This window comes from Mycolicibacter icosiumassiliensis, from assembly GCF_900078685.2.
In the GTDB taxonomy this organism is placed as follows: Bacteria; Actinomycetota; Actinomycetes; order Mycobacteriales; family Mycobacteriaceae; genus Mycobacterium; species Mycobacterium icosiumassiliensis.
Map to the genome: position 1 here is coordinate 1697475 of NZ_LT546166.1, position 20293 is coordinate 1717767.

26 protein-coding genes and 1 pseudogene are annotated in these 20293 nt (G+C 67.9%); 15 read left to right on the forward strand and 12 right to left on the reverse strand.

Features of this window, described 5'->3' with window-relative positions; all coding sequences use genetic code 11:
- The first annotated feature begins 23 nt into the window (after window positions 1–23).
- Both BN4346_RS31945 and BN4346_RS31950 read left to right on the forward strand, forming a co-directional pair.
- Window positions 24–197, forward strand: coding sequence for a CsbD family protein (locus BN4346_RS31945; protein ID WP_047318850.1), 174 nt, complete (start codon window positions 24–26; stop codon window positions 195–197).
- A gap of 150 nt (window positions 198–347) precedes the next feature.
- On the forward strand, window positions 348–887 hold the full coding sequence (locus tag BN4346_RS31950; RefSeq protein ID WP_067970762.1) for an anti-sigma factor antagonist: 540 nt from the start codon (window positions 348–350) through the stop codon (window positions 885–887).
- 16 nt (window positions 888–903) lie between these two features.
- Here the strand turns inward: BN4346_RS31950 and BN4346_RS31955 are convergent, their stop codons facing one another.
- A complete protein-coding gene (locus BN4346_RS31955) occupies window positions 904–1401 on the reverse strand; it encodes an aminoacyl-tRNA deacylase (RefSeq protein ID WP_067970763.1) in 498 nt (165 codons plus the stop codon).
- 203 nt (window positions 1402–1604) lie between these two features.
- On the opposite strand from BN4346_RS31955, the gene BN4346_RS31960 reads away from it, so the two are divergent.
- Together BN4346_RS31960 and rsrA are read left to right on the forward strand one after the other, a co-directional pair.
- Complete coding sequence (locus BN4346_RS31960; protein WP_407695131.1) at window positions 1605–2273, forward strand: sigma-70 family RNA polymerase sigma factor; 669 nt, start codon at window positions 1605–1607, stop codon at window positions 2271–2273.
- The gene (gene rsrA, locus BN4346_RS31965) at window positions 2270–2569 is read left to right on the forward strand and encodes a mycothiol system anti-sigma-R factor (protein ID WP_067970768.1); all 300 of its coding nucleotides are present in this window, start codon (window positions 2270–2272) and stop codon (window positions 2567–2569) included. Before BN4346_RS31960 ends, rsrA begins: the two co-directional genes overlap by 4 nt.
- Window positions 2570–2682: 113 nt before the next feature.
- On the opposite strand, the gene BN4346_RS49880 is transcribed toward rsrA, so the two are convergent.
- Together BN4346_RS49880 and BN4346_RS31975 are read right to left on the reverse strand one after the other, a co-directional pair.
- Window positions 2683–2757, reverse strand: coding sequence for a 50S ribosomal protein bL37 (locus tag BN4346_RS49880; protein ID WP_011728008.1), 75 nt, complete (start codon window positions 2755–2757; stop codon window positions 2683–2685).
- Window positions 2758–2862: 105 nt separating this feature from the next.
- Entirely contained in the window at window positions 2863–3297 is a 435-nt protein-coding gene (locus BN4346_RS31975) for a hypothetical protein (protein WP_154677571.1), read from the reverse strand.
- Window positions 3298–3561: 264 nt separating this feature from the next.
- On the opposite strand from BN4346_RS31975, the gene BN4346_RS31980 reads away from it, so the two are divergent.
- Window positions 3562–3777, forward strand: coding sequence for a biotin/lipoyl-binding carrier protein (locus BN4346_RS31980; protein WP_036458599.1), 216 nt, complete (start codon window positions 3562–3564; stop codon window positions 3775–3777).
- Between the two features lie 32 nt (window positions 3778–3809).
- Window positions 3810–5306 carry a sensor histidine kinase gene (locus BN4346_RS31985; protein ID WP_067970773.1) on the forward strand — a complete coding sequence of 499 codons (1497 nt, stop codon included), beginning with the start codon at window positions 3810–3812 and terminating at the stop codon, window positions 5304–5306.
- Between the two features lie 185 nt (window positions 5307–5491).
- Here the strand turns inward: BN4346_RS31985 and BN4346_RS31990 are convergent, their stop codons facing one another.
- On the reverse strand, window positions 5492–5746 hold the full coding sequence (locus BN4346_RS31990) for a WhiB family transcriptional regulator (protein ID WP_067970776.1): 255 nt from the start codon (window positions 5744–5746) through the stop codon (window positions 5492–5494).
- Window positions 5747–6002: 256 nt separating this feature from the next.
- Window positions 6003–6968: a diacylglycerol/lipid kinase family protein gene (locus BN4346_RS31995; protein ID WP_067970778.1), complete on the reverse strand. Its 966-nt coding sequence runs from the start codon at window positions 6966–6968 to the stop codon at window positions 6003–6005.
- 55 nt (window positions 6969–7023) lie between these two features.
- Between BN4346_RS31995 and BN4346_RS32000 the strand changes: the two genes are divergently transcribed.
- Window positions 7024–7416: a hypothetical protein gene (locus BN4346_RS32000; RefSeq protein WP_208863229.1), complete on the forward strand. Its 393-nt coding sequence runs from the start codon at window positions 7024–7026 to the stop codon at window positions 7414–7416.
- On the opposite strand, the pseudogene BN4346_RS32005 reads toward BN4346_RS32000, so the two are convergent.
- Window positions 7376–8382, reverse strand: a pseudogene (locus BN4346_RS32005) (isochorismate synthase). The gene BN4346_RS32000 and the pseudogene BN4346_RS32005 overlap by 41 nt on opposite strands.
- Window positions 8383–8442: 60 nt before the next feature.
- Window positions 8443–9039 (reverse strand): acid phosphatase, encoded by a 597-nt coding sequence (locus BN4346_RS32010; protein ID WP_067970781.1) that lies wholly within the window; start codon window positions 9037–9039, stop codon window positions 8443–8445.
- An 87-nt stretch (window positions 9040–9126) separates the two neighbouring features.
- Between BN4346_RS32010 and BN4346_RS32015 the strand changes: the two genes are divergently transcribed.
- Window positions 9127–9918, forward strand: a complete 792-nt coding sequence (locus BN4346_RS32015) for a ParA family protein (RefSeq protein ID WP_096867499.1) — start codon at window positions 9127–9129, stop codon at window positions 9916–9918.
- A 75-nt stretch (window positions 9919–9993) separates the two neighbouring features.
- Here BN4346_RS32015 and BN4346_RS32020 read toward each other — a convergent pair whose 3' ends face one another.
- Window positions 9994–11229: an Rv3212 family protein gene (locus BN4346_RS32020; RefSeq protein WP_067970783.1), complete on the reverse strand. Its 1236-nt coding sequence runs from the start codon at window positions 11227–11229 to the stop codon at window positions 9994–9996.
- A 14-nt stretch (window positions 11230–11243) separates the two neighbouring features.
- Window positions 11244–12758 carry a DEAD/DEAH box helicase gene (locus BN4346_RS32025; protein WP_067970785.1) on the reverse strand — a complete coding sequence of 505 codons (1515 nt, stop codon included), beginning with the start codon at window positions 12756–12758 and terminating at the stop codon, window positions 11244–11246.
- 255 nt (window positions 12759–13013) lie between these two features.
- Here BN4346_RS32025 and BN4346_RS32035 point away from each other — a divergent pair, with 255 nt between their 5' ends.
- The 4 genes from BN4346_RS32035 to BN4346_RS32050 all read left to right on the forward strand — a co-directional run bounded on the left by BN4346_RS32035 (window position 13014) and on the right by BN4346_RS32050 (window position 14935).
- Window positions 13014–13709: a ferritin-like fold-containing protein gene (locus BN4346_RS32035; RefSeq protein WP_067970789.1), complete on the forward strand. Its 696-nt coding sequence runs from the start codon at window positions 13014–13016 to the stop codon at window positions 13707–13709.
- Window positions 13710–13711: 2 nt separating this feature from the next.
- On the forward strand, window positions 13712–14155 hold the full coding sequence (locus BN4346_RS32040; RefSeq protein ID WP_067970791.1) for a helix-turn-helix transcriptional regulator: 444 nt from the start codon (window positions 13712–13714) through the stop codon (window positions 14153–14155).
- Between the two features lie 5 nt (window positions 14156–14160).
- Window positions 14161–14568, forward strand: coding sequence for a VOC family protein (locus tag BN4346_RS32045; protein WP_067970792.1), 408 nt, complete (start codon window positions 14161–14163; stop codon window positions 14566–14568).
- A gap of 100 nt (window positions 14569–14668) precedes the next feature.
- The gene (locus BN4346_RS32050) at window positions 14669–14935 is read left to right on the forward strand and encodes a DUF3107 domain-containing protein (protein ID WP_067970795.1); all 267 of its coding nucleotides are present in this window, start codon (window positions 14669–14671) and stop codon (window positions 14933–14935) included.
- A gap of 15 nt (window positions 14936–14950) precedes the next feature.
- Here the strand turns inward: BN4346_RS32050 and BN4346_RS32055 are convergent, their stop codons facing one another.
- Entirely contained in the window at window positions 14951–15637 is a 687-nt protein-coding gene (locus BN4346_RS32055) for a TetR/AcrR family transcriptional regulator (RefSeq protein ID WP_067971134.1), read from the reverse strand.
- 186 nt (window positions 15638–15823) lie between these two features.
- On the opposite strand from BN4346_RS32055, the gene BN4346_RS32060 reads away from it, so the two are divergent.
- The 3 genes from BN4346_RS32060 to BN4346_RS32070 all read left to right on the forward strand — a co-directional run bounded on the left by BN4346_RS32060 (window position 15824) and on the right by BN4346_RS32070 (window position 19101).
- Window positions 15824–16876 carry a DUF3152 domain-containing protein gene (locus BN4346_RS32060; RefSeq protein ID WP_407695132.1) on the forward strand — a complete coding sequence of 351 codons (1053 nt, stop codon included), beginning with the start codon at window positions 15824–15826 and terminating at the stop codon, window positions 16874–16876.
- Between the two features lie 100 nt (window positions 16877–16976).
- Window positions 16977–18155, forward strand: a complete 1179-nt coding sequence (gene moeZ, locus BN4346_RS32065; RefSeq protein ID WP_078058546.1) for an adenylyltransferase/sulfurtransferase MoeZ — start codon at window positions 16977–16979, stop codon at window positions 18153–18155.
- Window positions 18156–18246: 91 nt separating this feature from the next.
- A complete protein-coding gene (locus BN4346_RS32070; RefSeq protein ID WP_067970798.1) occupies window positions 18247–19101 on the forward strand; it encodes a TIGR02569 family protein in 855 nt (284 codons plus the stop codon).
- Window positions 19102–19193: 92 nt separating this feature from the next.
- Here BN4346_RS32070 and BN4346_RS32075 read toward each other — a convergent pair whose 3' ends face one another.
- Together BN4346_RS32075 and BN4346_RS32080 are read right to left on the reverse strand one after the other, a co-directional pair.
- Entirely contained in the window at window positions 19194–19490 is a 297-nt protein-coding gene (locus BN4346_RS32075; RefSeq protein ID WP_067970800.1) for an MGMT family protein, read from the reverse strand.
- A 12-nt stretch (window positions 19491–19502) separates the two neighbouring features.
- Window positions 19503–20291, reverse strand: coding sequence for an alpha/beta fold hydrolase (locus tag BN4346_RS32080; protein ID WP_067970801.1), 789 nt, complete (start codon window positions 20289–20291; stop codon window positions 19503–19505).
- Between the last annotated feature and the right edge of the window lie 2 nt (window positions 20292–20293).

The following is a 20293-nucleotide window of genomic DNA, read 5'->3' on the forward strand; positions in this document are numbered from 1 at the left end:
GCCACACGAGGGAGGGCTGCACGATGGGACTGGCAGACAAAGCCAAAAACGCCGCACAGGATGTCGCGGGCAAGGCCAAAGAGGCCGCGGGCAAGGTCACTGGGGATGACGACCTCAGAAATGAGGGCAAGGCTGACCAGGGGAAATCGAGCCTGAAGAAGGCCGGCGAGAACATCAAAGACGCCTTCAAGGACTAACAAGCGGGAACACCGCCCCGCGCGCCGACTGCGGCGCGCGGGGCGGTGGTGCGTTCGGGGCATGGGTCGGCTGCAGCGGTACGCAACGCGGACCACGAAGCCGCCGCGACAAGGTTTACAACGTAAACAAACCGGCGTAGCTTCGACGACATGCTGTTCGGTTTACGGCGTAAACTCAGTCGTTGCGCGGTTTGGCGCCGCAACACGGTCGGATCGGAACGGGCGGAAGCGGTTCCGGCTCTGACCGTCATGATGGCGGCCGGTGGCTTCATTGCCCAGGCCTGCGTGGACGAGGCCTTCGTCGCCCCGGCGGGTCTTGCGGAAGACGAGCTGCGCGTCCTGGTGGAGCGTCGCGGGTCAGCGCTGCTGGTGCACGCGGGCGGCAGCGTCGACGCGTCCAACATCGCCGTCTGGCGGCGCCTGGTCGGCGAGGCCGCGGCGGCGGCGACAGCGCCCGGACCGCTGATTATCGATGCCAGTGGACTCGAATTCATGGGAATCTGCGCATTCGCGGTACTGGTCGAGGAAGCAGCCAGATGCCGCCGGCGTGGCATCCGGCTCTGCCTGGTCAGCGACCAGCACATCACCGCCCGGGTGGTGAAGGCCGCAGGTCTGGATGCCGAATTGTCGTTCGCCGCGACGGTCGGCGACGTACCGTGTGGCGATCCCGGTCCGGTCCTAGACAGCTGAACGGTGACGACCGCGGTCAGTGTGCCTGAATGTCCGCGGTGATCGCACCGGTCAACCGGATCAGATCCGCGGGCGCTAGCGCCACGTCCCAGCCGCGTTGCCCCGCACTGCACAGCAACCGGTCAAAGCCCAGCGCCGAGGCGTCCACCACGGTCGGCAAGGCTTTGCGCTGTCCGAGTGGCGAGATCCCGCCCAGCACGTAACCGGTCGCCCGTTGTGCCGCCGCCGGGTCGGCCATTGCGGCCTTAGGCGCCCCCAGCGCAGCGGCGACCGCCTTGAACGACAGCTTCGCCGGCACCGGCAGCACCGCGACCGCTAGCCCGCGGGGGACAGCGACTACCAGCGTCTTGAAGATCTGCTCGGGCCGCACGCCGTCCGGCCCCTCGGTCGCGAGCTGCTCGACCGCTTCGGCTCCGAAAGCGCGCTGGTCCGGCTCATGCTGGTATCGCAGCACCTCATAGGGCACCTGCGCGGCTATCAGGGCCGCGATAGCTCGGGTTGCCGCGCGACTCACCGCGCCAGCATACGGCCGGGAAATAGCTCCAGGGCTGACGCTGTTGAGTAGGGCAGTTCATGTGGTCGCTGTGCCAAGCCGTCGATCACGGCCCTAGGATCGGAAAGGAGTCGCCGATGTCAACGGCGATCGGTCTGCTGGAACGCGAGCTATCGGCTGGGCTGGTTGTGGGCACCGCGACAGAAGGGACAGCGGCGATCGAGATGGCTGACGGCGAGAGTGCGTCCGGTACCGAAACCGAAGCTTCGACAGAAGCCAAGGCGCCGGTGCGTTCCGATGAGACCGACGAGCAGCTGACCGCTCGTTTCGAACGCGACGCGATCCCCATGCTCGATCAGCTCTACGGCGGTGCGTTGCGCATGACGCGCAATCCCGCCGACGCTGAGGACCTGCTGCAGGAGACCATGGTCAAGGCCTATGCCGGGTTCCGCTCGTTTCGGGAGGGCACCAACCTCAAGGCGTGGCTGTACCGCATCCTGACCAACACCTACATCAACAGCTACCGCAAGAAGCAACGTACGCCCGCTGAATACCCGACGGATGAGATCACCGACTGGCAGCTGGCGGCCAGCGCCGAACACTCTTCGACGGGGCTGCGCTCGGCGGAGGTGGAGGCGCTGGAGTCGCTGCCTGACACCGAGATCAAAGAGGCGCTGCAGCAGCTTCCCGAAGAGTTCCGGATGGCGGTGTACTACGCCGACGTCGAGGGATTCCCGTACAAGGAGATCGCCGAGATCATGGATACGCCGATCGGCACGGTGATGTCGCGTTTGCACCGAGGCAGGCGACAGTTGCGCAGTCTGCTGGCCGATGTAGCCCGCGACCGCGGCTTCATTCGCGACGGCCAGGCTCCCGAGGAGGTGTCGTCGTGACCGAGCACTCGCGGGACTGCAACACGCCGCCGGCTGCTGGTGGATCCGAGGCCAACTGTTCTGAGGTGATCGCCGAAGTTTGGACGCTGCTGGACGGCGAATGCACGGCGGAGACCAAGGCCAAACTGCGCCAGCACCTTGAGGAGTGCCCGGGCTGCCTGCGGCACTACGGGGTCGAGGAACGGATCAAGGCGTTGATCGCCCGCAAGTGCAGTGGTGACAAGGCCCCGCGGGGTCTCTACGAAAGGGTGCGGCTAGAGATCAGCCGGACCACCATCATCCACCGCGAGAGCTAAGCCGGGGTCAGGCGGGTCGCCGTCATGGCCCAGACATTAGGTGCTAACCGCAGCAAGCCCGGCCTAAGGCCGGGCTTGCGATCAGCTCTACTGGTGAGGCTGAACTAAACGCTCTAGGCGTTGGGTCGCTTGCCGTGGTTGGCTTTGCTGTGCTTGCGATCGCGCTTCTTGCGGCCACGTTTTGCCATGATTGGCCCTCCTAGCAGGTATTCCGGCTGGTAAGTGTCTCACACCGCCGGGTGTGGCGCGGTGGCGGGGCCTGGAATCGGCCCCGCCACCGCAGTTACCGCGCCTCAGTGAAAGCTGCGCGCGCCCGCCAGGGTCTGCGGCACGAGTGCTGGCGGGGTCGGCGGGGCCGGCGGGGTCGCCAGTGCGGGTGCCCCGGGCACGGGTGCCCCGGACATGGGCGTGCCGGGCGGCGTCAGTGAGCTGACGTCGGTCGGCATGATCGAACCCACTCCGGGCACCACTTTGTTGAGCATGCCGTTGAGGGCCTGCAGGAAGGAGTTCGCGGCGTTCACGCCTGCCGCTGAGCCTCCGGCGGCCGATCCGGGCACGCCGAGCGGGGCGGGGGTACCGAGGGGGGTCGGAATCGGCATGGGGTCATCGACTAGTGCCGGGGCCGCATGGGCGGACGCGACACCGAATCCCAGCGTCGCCAGCGTCATCGCGGCGGCGCAGATCAGGGTCAGCCGCACACGCGGCTGGGCAAGATGATTTTCAAACAACGCGCTACTCCTCAAGTTCGATCTCGACTTGTGCCGCGTCACGGCGATTTCGTCACGCGTTCAAAACACTCAAGTAACGGTGCTATGCAATTGTCACAACAGAAACACGACATGATCACGGATCGAACTCTCTAGGTCCTCTTATTTATCTTGGAGTTCGCTTACCCGAGCGCCCTGCCCGATGGCCGGCCGCGTTGTGGTTCGATAGGGACCTAGCTTTTTTTGATGTACGTAATCGTTGACTGGGTGATGAACGAGGTGAAGATGGCCGAGGACGTTCGCGCGGAGATCGTGGCCAGCGTGCTCGAAGTCGTGGTCCACGAGGGCGACCAGATCAACGAGGGCGACACTGTGGTCCTGCTGGAGTCGATGAAGATGGAGATCCCGGTGCTGGCCGAGACTGCGGGCACCATCAGCAAGGTGGCCGTGCAGGTCGGCGACGTGATTCAGGCCGGCGACCTGATCGCCGTGATCAGCTGATCGGTACCGCTGTGACCGGCGCAAGCTAGCCGATGTCCACCCTCGGTGACCTGCTTGCCGAACACACCGTTTTGCCCGGCAGTGCGGTGGACCATCTGCATGCCGTGGTCGGGGAGTGGCAACTGCTCGCGGACCTGTCGTTCGCCGACTACCTGATGTGGGTGCGCCGCGACCCCGACGCCGACGGCGCACTGGTGTGCGTGGCGCAATGCCGGCCCAATACCGCTCCCACGGTGCTGCTCAGCGACGCCGTCGGCACCGTCGTCGTTCCGGACTGGATGCCGCTGGCGGTCGCGGCGTTCGAGTCGGGAACGATTTGGCGGGAGGGTTCGGAAGGCGCTGCCGGACAACGCAATATGGAAGCGGTACCGGTACGGCACGGTGGCCGGATAGTGGCCGTGCTGACCCACCAGACCGCATTGACGGGCGGCCGGGAGTCCAGCAGATTGGAGGCCGCGTACCTGGACTGCGCCGCGGATCTGCTGCACATGATTTCCGAGGGCACCTTCCCCGACGTCGGCGACATCGCGGTGTCGCGGTCGAGTCCGCGGGTGGGCGACGGCTTTATCCGGCTGGCCGTTGATGGCACAGTCCGTTACGCCAGCCCGAACGCGGTGTCGGCCTACCACCGCATGGGTCTGGCCGCCGAGCTGGCCGGTCACGACCTGGTTGCCGTCACCCGGCCGCTGATCTCCGACCCGTTCGAGGCGCACGAGTTGGCCGAGCACGTGCGTGAATCGCTGTCCGGTGGCTCGAGCATGCGGTTCGAGGTCGACGCGGCCGGAGCGGTCGTGCTGCTACGCACCCTGCCGCTGATCGTGCATGGCCAGCCGGCGGGTGCGGCGGTGCTCGTTCGCGACGTCACCGAGGTGAAGCGCCGCGACCGCGCGCTGCTCTCCAAGGACGCGACCATTCGAGAGATCCATCATCGGGTGAAGAACAACCTGCAGACCGTGGCGGCGCTGCTGCGTCTGCAAGCCCGCCGCACAGCCAGTGCTGAAGGACGCGAGGCGCTGCTGGAGTCGGTACGGCGCGTGTCGTCGATCGCATTGGTCCACGAAGCGCTCTCGATGTCGGTCGACGAGGTGGTGAACCTCGACAAGGTGATCGACCGCATCCTGCCGATGATGAATGACGTTGCCAGCGTGGATATCCCGATCCATGTCGCCCGAATCGGGTCGATCGGAGCGCTGGACGCCGACCGGGCCACCGCGTTGATCATGGTGATCACCGAACTGGTGCAGAACGCGATCGAGCACGCCTTTGAGGCAGAGGCGGATCGGCGCGCCGTGACAATCCGGGCCGAACGTTCGGCGCGCTGGCTCGACGTCGTGGTCCACGACGACGGGCACGGGCTGCCCGACGGGTTCCGGTTGGAAACCTCTGACCGGCTCGGTTTGCAGATCGTCAACACGCTGGTATCGGCGGAGCTCAACGGCTCGCTGACCGCGGGCGATGCGCCAGGCGGTGGGACTGAGATGGTGCTGCGCATTCCGGTCGGCGGTCGCCGGCTCCGTCAGACGTTGTGAGTGCTGGATAGGGACCCAGTGCGAACCTGACGACGTGACATGCGCGTGTCGCGTCGTGAAATTCCCGCTCGCGGCCCGGTGCAGAATCGGGTTGACCTCACGGCCCGGTGCAGAACCGGGTTGTCCCCGACACAAAAACGACGCGGCCCCGACCAGGTCGGGGCCGCGTCGTTGTCGGTCTGAGATCAGACCCCGCTGCGCGCCCGGGTGCGGGCGTTGCGGCGCTTGAGCGCACGCCGCTCGTCTTCGCTCATGCCGCCCCACACGCCGGCGTCCTGGCCGGTCTCCAGCGCCCAAGTCAGGCAGTCGGTGACGACCGAGCAACGGGTGCAGACCTGCTTAGCGGAAGCAATCTGGGCGAGAGCCGGCCCGCTGTTTCCCACCGGGAAGAACAGCTCCGGGTCCTCGTCGCGACAGACCGCCTTGTGGCGCCAATCCATAGGTCTCCAACTCCTTACTTTGCGCGCACAGCGATGTGCGCTATTGCTTTTCGACTGTTATAAGCGGCGCAAGAAATCAATACGGCTTGCATCCGATCGCTCGATCGTTTCACAGCCTGGACAGATGTCAAGGGTGCGCTTTATCACGTGGCCAAGGTCACGTTTGCGCGGGGCTGCTCCCGCCGCGCCCGCGCAGGTGTACTACAGTCGACCTAACTGCGCGCTCATCGAGCGATTTGAGCGCTATCTCCGCAGCTCAGCGGGATTTCTCTACCGGAGGCGCGACGACGTCCAGCGCGTCGGGCACCGCGCGGAACGTCATTGTGCTACGCAGCCCGAGATATTCGCCATCGATCTGAGTCGCTATCGGTGTGTCGCCCGCATCCACCCGCAGCGCGGCCACGTCGTCGTCGCGGATGAGCTGTTTGGCGCGCAGCGTCGGCCGTTTCGACAGCATCTGCCGCACTAGCCTCAGCGTGGGTAGAACCTTCATGCTGGTGGTCGCGAACACGCCCATTCCCGACTCGAAGGTGGTGTCGGGGTTGGTCCACACGGATCGCTCGTCGGCGTAGGTCCACGGAGCGCAGTTCGAGACGAACACGAAATGCACCCCGTCGACCGGCTCGGCGTCGCCCAGTTGCAGTGTCAACGTCGGCGCACGGCGGGTGGTGGCCAGCACTGCAGGGACCGCCGCCCGGATGTAGCGCAGCGGGGTGACGGTATGGCCCTTCTCGCGTTCGGCTTCCACCGCGGCCACTACCTCGCCGTCGACGCCCATGCCGGCGTTGAGGACCGACCACCGTTCGCCGCAGTCGATGAGGCCGATTCGGCGCCAGGCGGGGCGGCCCCGCGGGGGCGTGATCACCTCGATGAGCTGGTTGGTGGCGGCGATCGGGTCGGCCGCGATGCCCAGCGAACGCGCGAACACGTTGGCTGACCCGCCGGGCACCACAGCCACCGCGGGCACGTGTGCCGGCCGCGGTGAGCCAGGCGTCCCGAGCAGGCCGTTGACCACCCCGTGCACGGTCCCGTCGCCGCCGTGCGCGATGACCAGGTCGATGCCGTCCCGGCACGCGGCCTGGCTGATCTCGATGGCATGGCCGCGATAGTCGGTGTGCACCACGGTCAGGTCGAGGCGGCTCTTGAGCGCGTGGGCGAGTAGGTCGCGCCCGGCCGGCGTGGTGGATGTGGCATTGGGGTTCACGATCAACACGGCACGCACGGGATAGCAGTCTATGGGCATCCGGCAGATCGGATCGGGTGGTTACGCTGGCGGCGTGAAAGCCGTCGCTGACTCACCCCGCGCTGTGTTTGGTGCGGGCCTGATTGTCGCTGTGCAGGGCGCGGCCGCGCTGGTTGTTGCGGTGGTGCTGGTGCTGCGGGCCTTGGCCGGTGCGGATCAGCACGACGCCAACGGCTACGGCACTGCGGCATGGTTCGCGTTCATCGGTGCCGCCGTCTCGGCAGCCGGATGGGCGCTGCTGCGGGGCCGGCGGGTCGGGCGCGGTATAGCGGTGTTTGCCAATCTGCTGCTGCTGCCGGTCGCCTGGTATCTGGGTGTGGGCTCACACCGCTGGGGCTACGGCGTGGCGGTCGGCGCGGCGGCCGTGGCGGGACTGGCGGCGTTGTTCAGTCCGGCGGCGCTGCGCTGGGCGGAACGACGCCCATAGCCGACAGGATCGTGCCGAACTTGGTCGCGGTTTCGGCCAGTTCCTCGTCCGGGTCGGACTCGGCGACGATCCCGCCGCCGGCATGGGCCAGCGCGGATCGGCGGTCGGCGGACAGTTGCGCGCAGCGGATCGATACCACCCAACGGCCGTCACCGCTGGCGTCGCACCAGCCGACCGCGCCCGCATAAAACCCCCGGTCGCCCTCCAGCTCAGTGATGAGGTCGACCGCAGCCGCGGTCGGAACCCCGCCGACCGCGGCGGTCGGGTGCAGTGCCAGCGCCAAATCCAGTGCAGTGGTGGCGGTGTCGCGCAGCCGGCCGGTGATCGGGGTGTTCAGGTGCCACACCGCGGAGGTGCTGCTGAGCTGCGGCTCCGGCGCGACATCGAGCTCGGTGCACAGTGGCCCGAGGGCGGCACGCAGCTGATCGACCACCAACTGATGCTCGTGGCGGTTCTTACCGGACTCGGCCAGCGCGGCGCCGTTGGCGGCGTCGACGGCAGGATCGGGGGAGCGTGGCGCCGAACCGGCGAAGGGCCGGCAGGTGACCCGGTCGCCTTCGCGGGCGACCAACAGTTCCGGACTGGCGCCGACCAGCACGGTGCCGGCATAGGACTGCCCGGCCGCACTCAGGTCGTGCCGGCATCCAGCGGCGCGTCGGCGGCCAGCCGCAGCCCGCGGGCCAGCACCACCTTGTGCAGGGCGCTGCGTGGTGCGGTCAGTTCGTGCAGGGCCCGGCGGATCCGGGCTCGATGCTCGTCGGGCGGCGGAATCTGCGCGACGACGTGGACCGCCGGCAGCGCCGCGCCGTGCGCGGACGGCAGCGCCGCGTCGCGTCGCACCTCGCGCGGGACGAACAGGGCCGCGGCGGCGTCCGGCCGGAAAGGCAACGCCCCCACCACTATCGGTGCGTCGCCGCAGGACAATGCGGCCTGTGCGGCGGCGACATCGGCGAACCCGGCTTTCATTGCCTCGGCCGAGAGCGTCCCGGAGGGGCCGGAAAGCACGAACGTCGGTGCCGGCAACCCTCAGGCTCCCGGTCCGGTCAACCCGAGTGCGGCCAGCTGACGTACCCCGTGCTCGAAGCCACAGACGGCCATCGAGGCCGCGGCCATCGCAAATCGCGCTCCGTCGGCCAACGGCAGCTCCAGCCACCGGGTGATCACCGCCCGGGAGAAGTGGCCGTGTCCGACGAACACCACATCACGCGAGGCGAGGTGCCGCAGCGCCACCGCAACCATCCGGTCGGCGCGGTCGCTGACCTGCGCCACCGTCTCACCGCCGGCACTGCCGTGTGTCCAGATCAGCCAGTCGGATTCGGATTCGCGGATCTGCGCGGTAGTCAGCCCTTCGTAGCGGCCGTAGTCCCACTCGGCGAGGTCGTCGGAGATCTCGTCGACGTGCAGTCCGGCCAACTCGGCAGTCACCTGGGCGCGGCGGCGCGGGCTGCAGATCACCAGCGGATTGTCCAGCGCCAGCTTGGTCAGCGTCGCTCGGGCGGCGACGGCTTGGCGCCGGCCCACCTCGGTCAACTCCAGATCGGTGCGCCCGGTGTGGCGACCGCTTTGGGACCACTCGGTTTCCCCGTGGCGCAGCAGCAGAAGTCGGTGCTCCTCGATCCCCACGTCCGTCCATTCTGCCCGACGGCGGACACCGACCCGCGTTTGGTGCTCCGCGGCCGCAAGCCGTGCCAGTATGTCGGTGTGACGGGGATGCGGATCTTGGCGGTTGCCAACCAGAAAGGCGGCGTGGCCAAGACCACGACGGTGGCGTCGCTGGGTGCGGCGATGGCCGAGCTGGGTCGGCGGGTGTTGCTGGTCGACCTTGACCCGCAGGGCTGCCTGACCTTCTCGCTGGGGCACGACCCGGACAAGCTGCCGGTGTCGGTCCACGAAGTGCTGCTCGGCGAGGTGGAACCCAACACAGCGTTGGTGCCAACCGACGAGGGAATGACCCTGTTGCCGGCCAACATCGACCTGGCCGGCGCCGAGGCGATGCTGCTGATGCGGGCCGGCCGCGAGTATGTCCTGCAGCGGGCGCTGACCAAGCTGGAAGACGAGTTCGATGTGGTGGTCATCGACTGCCCCCCGTCACTGGGTGTGCTGACCCTCAACGGTCTTACCGCGGCCGGCGAGGTGATCGTGCCGCTGCAGTGCGAGACCCTGGCGCATCGCGGCGTCGGCCAATTCCTGCGCACCGTCTCCGACGTCCAGCAGATCACCAACCCGCAACTGCGTCTGCTGGGAGCCTTGCCGACGCTCTACGACTCGCGCACCACCCACAGTCGCGACGTGTTGCTCGACATCGCCGATCGCTACGACCTGCCGGTGTTGGCTCCGCCGATCCCGCGGACGGTGCGTTTCGCGGAGGCCAGCGCATCGGGCGCGTCGGTGATCGCCGGGCGCAAGAACAAGGGCGCGCAGGCCTACCGCCAACTGGCCGAGGCGTTGTTGAAGTACTGGAAGAGCGGCAAGACGCTGCCGACGTTCACTCCCGAGGTCTAGCTCCCATCCCCGCGAAGGTGCGTGTCCGCGACACGCCGGGGCCGACCGTACAACGGTGCACGCTCGCGGAGGGCCTCAGCCCAGCGCGACGACGGTCGCACCGCGCTGTTCCAGCACCGTCGGACCCGACACCGCCGGAAACACCGTCGAGACCCCGGGCGGGCGGCTGACCGGGATGATGCGTTCCGGCGCGCCGGTGCTCTGATCGAAGACGCCGACCCCGTCGGTCACCGGGATCAGCAGGCGATCGGCCATCCGCGCCGCCGGCCCCAAGGGAACCGCGCCGCCCGACCCCGCAATGGTGTAGCGGTAGGCCAGGGTTCCGGAGTCGAACACCATCACGGCATCGCCGGTCCACCAGCAGATCAACCCGGTGGGCCGCGATACCGGAAGTGCGGCGCTGTCGGGGGTGGGCTTGGCCGGCAGCAGAGTCTTGGCGATCGTGGTGCCGGTCTGGTCGACCACCTCGATCCGGGGCTGCGGGGTGGGCAGATAGACCGCGGTGTTGGCGCCGGCATCGGAGTCGGTCACCGCAAGCACCCGGGCGCCGGAATCCGCGGTCACTCCGCGCTCGGGGATGTGCTGGGTCTCCGGCTCGTCTTCTTCCTTGCCCGCGCGTAGCAGGGTCAGTTGCAGGTCGGAATGGCCCGCGCAGGCCTCCAGCACCGAGACCGCCGAGGAGGCCGCCGCTGCCGACACCAGCGTGCAGCCCTGTCCGCGGCCGCGCGCCGACGGTTTTACCCGAGCGTCGATTTCCCCGTAAGACATCACTCGGACCAGGTCCGAACGCCACAGTTCCAGGCGGGTGGGGCCGGCGGAGAGCACCGCGCTGCCCTCGGAGGTGACCCGCACGGCTCGGTCGGCGTAGCTGGTTCGGGCCGGTCCGCGCAGGCCGTCGGCGGCGACCACCGTGCTCACCTGGCCGCAGCCGCGGGAGTCGGGATAGACCGCGACGGCGTAACGGTAGATCCAGGACACCGCGCACAGGTCGACGTCGCGGGAATAGCTCCAGCGCTCCTCCCCGGTGGCCGGGTCGCGTCCGCTCATCCGTGGGCCGTCGCCGGTGATCACCGTGCCGGAGACCAACACCGGCGCCCAGGTGGCCGGGCTGGCGGCCGTCCACAGCTGGGACAGCGCCGCCGGCACCATCGCCGCTGACGGGGGATTGGTCGCCGAGTCCGACGCCGGCCGGCTGATGGTGGCGCGGGCATCGCTGGTCCACCAGATCACCACTCCGACGACAACGATCACGACCGCGATCACGGCCGCCGCGATCAGATCACCGGAGGTGCGGCGCTCGGGGCGCACCATCGCAGCGGCCTAGCTCAGCTGCCGTTCGCGGCAGCGGCCGCGGTCTTGTTCGGGCGGCGGCGGCGACGACGCCGCGGCGCGCTGGGCCCGGTGGACTCGGAGGGCGCGGTGGTGCCGGTCTCACCCGCGTCCACGCTCTGGGGGGCCCCGTCGGCGGCGGCCGCCTGACCACCACCACGGGTGCGCCGGCGAGACCGGGTCGGGTTGCGGGGCGCACGCTGGCGGTCCGCTGCAGTCTCGCGGGTTTCATCCTCGGATCGCTTGGCCGGTGACCGGCGCGCCTGGCCCAGGGAGCCGCTGGCGTCGGTGGGAATGTTCAGCTCGGTGAACAGGTGTGGCGAGCTGGAATAGGTCTCCGACGGGTCCGGGCAGCACAGGTTGAGAGCCTTGTCGATCAGCGTCCAGCGGGCCAGCTCGTCCCAGTCGACCAGGGTGACCGCGACGCCGGTCTTGCCAGCCCGTCCGGTGCGGCCGATGCGGTGCACGTAGGTCTTCTCATCGTCGGGGCACTGGTAGTTGATGACGTGCGTGACGTCGTCGATGTCGATGCCGCGGGCGGCCACATCGGTAGCCACCAGCACATCGATGTCGCCGGCGCGGAACGCCTTGAGCGCCTTCTCGCGGGCCACCTGATTGAGGTCGCCGTGCACCGCGCCCACCTTGAACCCGCGCTCACCCAGGTCGTCGGCGACTTTCTGGGCGGTCCGCTTGGTGCGGGTGAAGATCATTGTGGCGCCGCGGCCCCGGGCCTGCAGCACTCGCGCCACCAGTTCGGCTTTGTCCAGCGCGTGGGCCCGGTAGACGAACTGCTCGGTGGCGTCGTGCACCGCCGAAGAGTGCGGCGCCTCGGCGCGGATGTGAGTGGGCTGGTTCATGAAGCTGCGGGCCAGCGTGATGATCGGGCCGGGCATGGTGGCCGAGAACAGCATCGACTGCCGGTCGTCGGGGATACGAGACAAGATGCGCTCGATGTCGGGCAGGAAACCCAGGTCCAGCATCTCGTCGGCCTCGTCGAGCACCAGCACCGACAGCCCGCCCAGCTGCAGGTGTCCCTGCTGGGCCAGGTCGAGTAGCCGGCCCGGGGTGCCCACCACCACGTCGGCGCCGGCCTGCAGCGCCTCGATCTGCGGTTCGTAGGGCCGGCCGCCGTAGATGGCCTGCACCGACAGTGGACGGTCCCCGGCGGTCAGGTACTTGGCCGCGTCGGCCAGGTCGCCGGAGACCTGGATGCACAGCTCACGGGTGGGTACCACGACCAACGCTCGGGGCGCGCCGGTCAGTGGCCGGTCCGGGCTGGTGGTGACCCGCTGCAGCAGCGGGATGCCGAAGCCGTAGGTCTTGCCCATGCCGGTGCGGGCCTGGCCGATCAGGTCGTCGCCGGCCAGGGCCAGCGGCAACGTCAGCTCCTGGATCGCGAAGGCGTGCTCGATACCGTCCTCGGCGAGTGCGCGGACGATCTCGTCGCGAACGCCCAGTTCGGCGAAGCTCGGAGGGGTAGTGGGAACGGTGGTGGAGATCAGTGGGGTCATGCGCGGAAAGATGCCTTTCGAAGTCGGCGCGGTATGTCAGTCGATCGCGGTGCGGGTCGGGGCGCACACACTGGAGACGGTCGATACTTTGCCCATTTTCGAAGGCACCGCCGGGGGCCCTGCACTCGCCGAGGAGGCGGGCCAACCACGTGTACGCACATTGCGCGGCAGCGCCGAATAGGCACTGCCTGGGGCTCATACTACCTGGTCGGGCCGGGCATGGGTCCATCGCCGCGGAACGCATACAGTGTGGTGATGAATTCGGTTCCCTCCGCCGAGGCGGAAGCGCAGTCTTCCCCGCCGCGGCTGTCCGCCGATCATCCCGGTGTCAACGAGCTTTTCGCGGTACTGGCCTATGGCGAGGTGGCCGCGTTCTACCGGCTCACCGACGAAGCCCGGATGGCGCCCGATCTGCGTGGCCGGATCTCGATGGCGGCCATGGCCGCAGCGGAGATGGGTCACTTCGAGGTGCTGCGTGAAGCTCTGGAGTGTCGCGGTGTCGACGTGGTCGCTGCGATGTCGAAATACGCTACCGCCCTTGATAATTACCATCGGCTGACGATGCCCAGCACCTGGCTGGAGGCATTGGTCAAGACCTACATCGGCGACGCGATGGCTGCCGACTTCTACCTGCAGATCGCCGACGGACTCCCCGATGAGGTGGGCGACGTGGTGCGTGCGGTGCTCGCCGAGACCAAGCATTCGCAGTTCGTCGTCGACGAGGTGCGCGGCGCGGTCACGGCCAGCGCCAAACAGCGCAGCAGGCTGGCTTTGTGGTCGCGTCGCCTGCTCGGTGAGGCGATCACCCAGGCTCAGTACGTGTTGGCCGACCGCGACGAACTCGTCGATCTGGTGGTGTCGGGGGCGGCCGGGCTGGCTCAGCTGGCCGGGTTCTTCGATCGCCTCCAACACACCCACGACGAACGCATGCGCGAGCTGGGCTTGGCCTAGCCGTGACCGGCGCGCGGGCTCAGGATCTGCGCGATCTGGCGCGGCTGCGGCGCGTCCGGGACCGCATCGATCGGGATTACGCCCAACCGCTCAACCTGGAGGCGCTGGCGCGCGAAGTTCACCTGTCCGCGGGGCACTTGTCGCGACAATTCAAGCTCGCCTACGGTGAATCGCCGTACTCCTACCTGATGACCCGCCGGATCGAACGCGCGATGGCACTGCTGCGGCGCGGCGACATGAGCGTCACTGAAATCTGCTTCGCGGTGGGCTGCTCATCGCTGGGGACGTTCAGTACACGCTTCACCGAACTTGTCGGGATGCCGCCGAGCCGCTATCGGGCGCAGACCATGCACCGCACCGAGGGCATCCCGTCATGCCTGGAGAAGCAGGTCACCAGACCGATCAGGAATCGAGAAGCCCCGGCCGGCGCGCTGCACCTACCGTGACCGCTATGGACATCACTATTCACTCGAGCTTCCTGCCGCACGATGATCCGGACGCCTCCGTCGCCTTCTACCGCGACGTGCTGGGCTTCCAGGTGCGCCTGGATGTCGGCAAAGGCAAAATGCGCTGGATCACAGTCGGGCCCCCCAATCAGCCCGATACCTCGATCGTCCTGTGTCCGCCGGCGGCCAACCCCGGGATCACCGACGATGAGCGTCGCGTCATCGCCGAGATGATGGCCAAGGGCACCTACGGCACACTTCTGCTGGCCTCCGACGATCTCGACGGCGCGTTCGATCGAGTGCAGGCGACGGACGCCGAAGTGGTCCAGGAACCCACGCAACAGCCATATGGCGTGCGGGACTGCGCTTTCCGTGATCCCGCCGGCAATATGGTCCGCATTCAACAGCGCTGAGAAGTCCGTTATCGCCGAGGGCGAACAGCCGGTGCGCACCAATCGGGTCCTCGTCCACTAGCCTGCTTAGCAACGCCCACCGCAAACGAAAGGGGCAGGCGTGGAGGTCAAGATCGGGGTCACCGACAGCGCGCGCGAACTGGTCATCAACAGTGCGCAGACGCCCGATGAGGTCGAGAAGTTGGTCGACGCCGCGTTGGGCAAGGGTGCGGACGGTGCTGGACTGCTTGCCCTCACCGACGCGAAGGGCCGTCGCTTCCTGGTGCAGGCCGCCAAGATCGCCTATGTGGAGATCGGTGTCGCCGACAGTCGGCGGGTCGGTTTTGGAATCGGCTCCGACGCCGCTACCGGGGCCGGTTCTTCTTAGCGGGGCTAGTGCCTCTTAGCGAGTGAGGGGCACGTGTGACAGCCCGCCCCAGGCGAACGCCACCGTCCCGTCGACGGCGTCGTCCTTGGAGATCGGGCGGTCACTGTCCAGCCAGTACCGGGCGCAGTCGACGCTGATCGCGACCAACCCCACCGCGACCATCCTGGCGCGGTGCGGGTCCAGGCCGGAGTCGTGGCTGACCAGGTCGAAAATCGCGTCGATGCACGATTCGGTGGCCACCCGCACCTGCACCGCCACCTGCGGCTCGGCAACGTTGTCGTTCTCGAAGATCAGCCGATAGCCCTGGCTGTCGTGCTCGATGAAGTCGAAGAATGCTTGCACCGCCGACCGCAGTCGCTGGCGGTTGTCGGTGGTGGTCCGCAGTGCCTGGCGGACACCGGAGACCAGGTTCTCCACGTGCCGGGCCAGCACCGCCAGGTACAGCTCCAGTTTCGAGGTGAAGTGCTGGTAGAGGATCGGTTTGCTGACACCGGCCCGCTCGGCGATCTCATCCATGCCGGCCGCATGGTAACCGCGTTCGACGAATACGTCACTGGCGGCGATCAGTAGCTGACCCCGGCGCTCGTCGCGGGGGAGCCGGCTGCCCCGACGGCCGCCGGTAGTCGACGCCTTGGCGCCGCTCGAGCGGCGGCCGGTCGGCTGGGCGCCGTCCCGCTCTGCCGTGTCGATCGGTTTGCTCATCGACTCCTCAATCTGGTTCGGCCGGACGCCTGGGACCTGCGTCCGCGACGGCCGGTACGTGAGAGCGAGACTACGCGCTGCGCCCGTCACTTCCACCAGCGACATCCGGCAATCGGCTGTCGATCGCCAATTAGAACTCCTCGTGGCACACCTCCTGGCGTGCCGCAGAGTCCCAGCTCGCAGACCTTGTGCCATCCTGGGACGGTGACCTACGACCCGGGGCGGAGCGGCGGCGGTCGAGCCCCGGTGCTACGGGATCGCTTCCGCGAGCCGCTGCGCGCCCAGCGCGACCCGCTGGCAGCCGGTGCTGGACGGCTGCGGTCGGACCGTGATGTGCACCGCCAGTGGCGCAAGCAGACCTGGCTGGGCAGGTTCGTGTCGACCTATGGTTGGCGCGCCTATGCGCTGCCGGTACTCATGGCTCTGACCGTCGTCGTGGTGTATCAGACCGTGACCGGGACCGGAGTGCGTACCCAGGCCGCCGACGACACCGTCCAGGGGCCGCCGACGATCGGGTCGGCGGGCACCTCGATCATCGGCGCACCACCGCGCGGCCTCACCGAGTTCGATGTGAACCTGCCGACCGGTGTGCTGCCTAACGGCGGCCCGTTCACCGAAGCCGGCGACATGTCCTGGCACGTCATACCGGGGACGGAGCCGCAATTCGGTCAGGGCACCGAGAAGGTGTTCGCCTACACCGTCGAGGTGGAGAACGGCATCGACGCCACCGCCTTCGGCGGTGACGAGGCGTTCGCCCGGATGGTCGACCAGACCCTGCGTAACCCCAAGGGATGGACGCACACCCCGCAGATCGGGTTCGTGCGGGTTGACGGGGCGGGTCCGATTACTCCTGACTTTCGTATCTCGCTGACGTCGCCGATCACGGTCCGGGAGGGCTGCGGCTACGAGATTCCGCTGGAGGCGTCCTGCTACAACCCGTCCTACGGCGCCAAGTCCGAGCCGCGGGTGTTCATCAACGAAGCCCGCTGGGTTCGCGGTGCCGTGCCCTTCCAGGGCGACATCGGGTCCTACCGGCAGTACCTGATCAACCACGAGGTCGGTCATGCCATCGGCTACCAGCACCATGAACCGTGCGATAAGCAGGACGGGCTGGCGCCGGTGATGATGCAACAGACGTTCGGCACCTCCAACGACGACGCGGCGAAATTCGACCCGGACTGGGTCAAGCCCGACGGGAAGACCTGCCGCTTCAACCCGTGGCCGTCTCCGATTGCCTGAACCGGTCAGCTGCCCTTCGGGAAGCTTCACCCGCAGTTTGTCGTTGCCCCCACCAGCTGCTGTGATGGGTTGGCGGACGCGACGTTGAGGAGATTGCCCGGTGCCGATATCACTGCCGCCGCTGGTGGAGCCGGCTGGCGATCTGACCAGGGATGAAATAGCGCGCTACAGCCGCCACTTGATCATTCCCGACGTCGGCGTGCAGGGGCAGAAGCGACTCAAGAACGCCCGCGTGCTGGTGATCGGCGCCGGCGGACTGGGTGCGCCGACACTGCTGTATCTGGCGGCCGCCGGCGTCGGCACCCTGGGGATCGTCGACTTCGACGTTGTCGAAGAGTCGAACCTGCAGCGCCAGGTCATCCACGGGATCTCCGACATCGGCCGCCCGAAGGCCGAAAGTGCCCGGGACTCGATTGCGGAGGTCAACCCGCTGGTACGGGTGCAGCTGCATCGGGTGCGGCTGGACCGGTCCAACGCCATCGAACTGTTCACGCAGTACGACCTGATCCTGGACGGCACCGACAACTTCGCCACCCGCTACCTGGTTAACGACGCGGCGGTGTTGGCGCACAAGCCCTACATCTGGGGGTCGATCTTCCGCTTCGAGGGCCAGGTCTCGGTGTTCTGGGAGGACGCGCCGGGCGGGCGCGGCCTGAACTACCGCGACCTGTACCCCGAGCCCCCGCCGCCGGGAATGGTGCCGTCATGTGCCGAGGGCGGCGTGCTCGGGGTGTTGTGCGCATCGATCGGGTCGGTGATGGCGACCGAGGCGATCAAGTTGATCACCGGTATCGGTGAAACGCTGCTGGGGCGGTTGATGATCTACGACGCCCTTGCGATGAGCTACCGCACCATTGCGATCCGCAAGGACCCGGCCACGCCGGCGATCACCGAGTTGGTCGACTATGACGCGTTCTGCGGAGTGGTTTCTGACGATGCGGGCGAGACTGTTTCTGGTGCCACGATCACCCCGGCCGAGTTGCGCGAGCTGTTGGACTCCGGGCAACAGGTGGCACTGATCGACGTGCGCGAGCCGGGAGAGTGGGCAATCAACCGCATCGAGGGTGCCCAGTTGGTCCCGCAGTCGACGATCAACACCGGTGAGGCCCTGGCGACTATCCCGCAAGACCGAATGTCGGTGCTGTACTGCAAGACCGGCGTCCGCTCGGCCCAGGCCCTGGCCACCCTGAAGAAGGCCGGATTTGCCAACGCGGTCCACCTGCAGGGAGGAATTGTGGCGTGGGCCAAGCAGATGCAGCCCGACATGGTCATGTACTAGCGCTACCGAGCGGGTGAGAACGGTGCCTTTGGCGGTGACCCGCCGCGCCCGGCTGCGCCGTGCTTGCGATCACCGCGGTTAGTCTTATCGCGTGACCATCGAGCCGCCACCCGAACATGTGCTGGCGACGTTCGGTATTCGCAACGTTTCGCCCACACCGCTTGGCGCCGGCTGGGAAGACGGCTGGAAGTGCGGGGAAGTGGTCCTGTCGATGGTCGCCGACCATGCCAGGGCCGCGTGGTCGGCGAAAGTACGCGAGACCCTGTTCGCTGACGGCATCCGCCTGGCCCGCCCGGTGCGCTCCACCGACGGACGGTATGTGGTGTCGGGTTGGCGAGCGGACACCTTCGTCGGCGGCAGCCCCGAGCCCCGCCACGACGAGGTGGTGTCGGCGGCGGTTCGGCTGCACGAAGCCACCTCCAAGTTAGAGCGGCCCCGCTTCTTGACCCAGGCACCCGTGGCGCCGTGGGCCGACGTCGACGTGTTCATCGCCGCGGACCGGGCGGCCTGGGAGGAACGGCCGTTCGCCTCGCTGCAGGCCGGCGCACGGCTGGCCCCAGGATCGGTGGACGGCCAGCGGTCGATCGACCTGATCAACCAGCTGGCCACTTTGCGCAAACCCACCAAGAGTCCCAGCCAGTTAGTGCACGGCGACCTGTACGGCACGGTGCTGTTCTCCGGCGCCGCGGCCCCCGGGATCACCGACCTCACGCCCTACTGGCGGCCCGCCTCGTGGGCTGCTGGCGTGGTGGTGGTAGACGCCTTGTCGTGGGGCGATGCCGACGACGGTTTGATCGAACGCTGGGAAACATTGCCCGAGTGGCCACAGATGTTGCTGCGCGCGTTGATGTTCCGCCTTGCCGTACATGCGCTGCATCCACGCTCGACCGAGGAGGCGTTCCCCGGACTGGCCCGCACGGCGGCGTTGGTCCGCCTGGCGCTCTAGCTTTCTCGGCTTTCGCGCTGAATGTGTGCTCAGCCCGACTTCGAGGCTGTTTTTTCGCGCTCATTACACGTTCGGTGACGTATTGTCGCCCCTCAGAACCGGTGTCGCAGCGTGCGCAGGTCCACTTTCCCGTCGACGGCCAGGACTCCTTCGGCGCGAAGGCGTTCCAGTTGCTCGGTGCGTAGGTGCGCCGCCGGCCGTCCCGATGCCGGGACCACCCGGTGCCAAGGCAGGTCAGTGCCGTCGATCCGCAGAATCCAGCCCACGATGCGGGGACTGGAAAGTCCTGCCGCCGAAGCGACGTCGCCATAGGTAGTGACCCGGCCGGCGGGCACGCCGATGATCAGCGCGCGGACCAGCTCGACCTGTTCGTCGGTGACGGCGCCCACGGCCCTGGGCTCCTAGCGCCGGTCCAGCTGCGCGCGGATCACGGCGGCAGCCTCGGTTGGGCGGGCCTGGTCGACCATGTGGTTACAGTCGAAGTCGACCAGCTGGAAGTTCGTGCCCAGCCGGTCCCGCAAGCCGTCGATGAGCGCCGCTTCCACATACGGCGGCGAGGTGCGGGTGGCCCGCACCAGGGTGGTCGGCGTGGATTGCGGCAGCACGACAGCGCGGGCCAACTCGCTCCAGTACGACATCACCGCGGGCACGCTGATGCGCCAACCGAAGCGGCCCGAGGGCAGCGCGACCAGATGCTCGTCGAGTTCGACGTCGAGCAGGACGGGATCCACGTCGGACCACGCGCCGTTCTCTTTCTCGGCCCGGGCCTCCGCGGGGTCGGGGTAGTCGGGGGAGGCCAGCATCGCGGCGGCGATCGTGGCCATCCACTCGCCGTCCAGGCCGATCGCCGGGTCGAGCAGGATCAGCGCGTCGACGAGGTCGGGCCGTGCCGCGGCCAGATGCAGCGCTATCGCACCGCCGAAGGAATGCGCGACCACCGGAACCGGGCCGTCAGCGGTGCCCTCCAGCAGCGCCGCCAGCGCCGCGACGTTGGCGTCGATGCTCCACGGGGCCGCCCACGACGAGTGCCCGTGGCCGATCAGGTCCGGCGCGGCGACGGCGATGTCGGGCAGCTGCTCGGCCACGTAGCGCCAGCGGGCCCCGTGACCGGTCAGCCCGTGGACCGCCAGCAGCCCCACCGGGCCGTCCGGGCCGTAGCGGTGCACATGCAGTCGATGATCGGGATTCACCC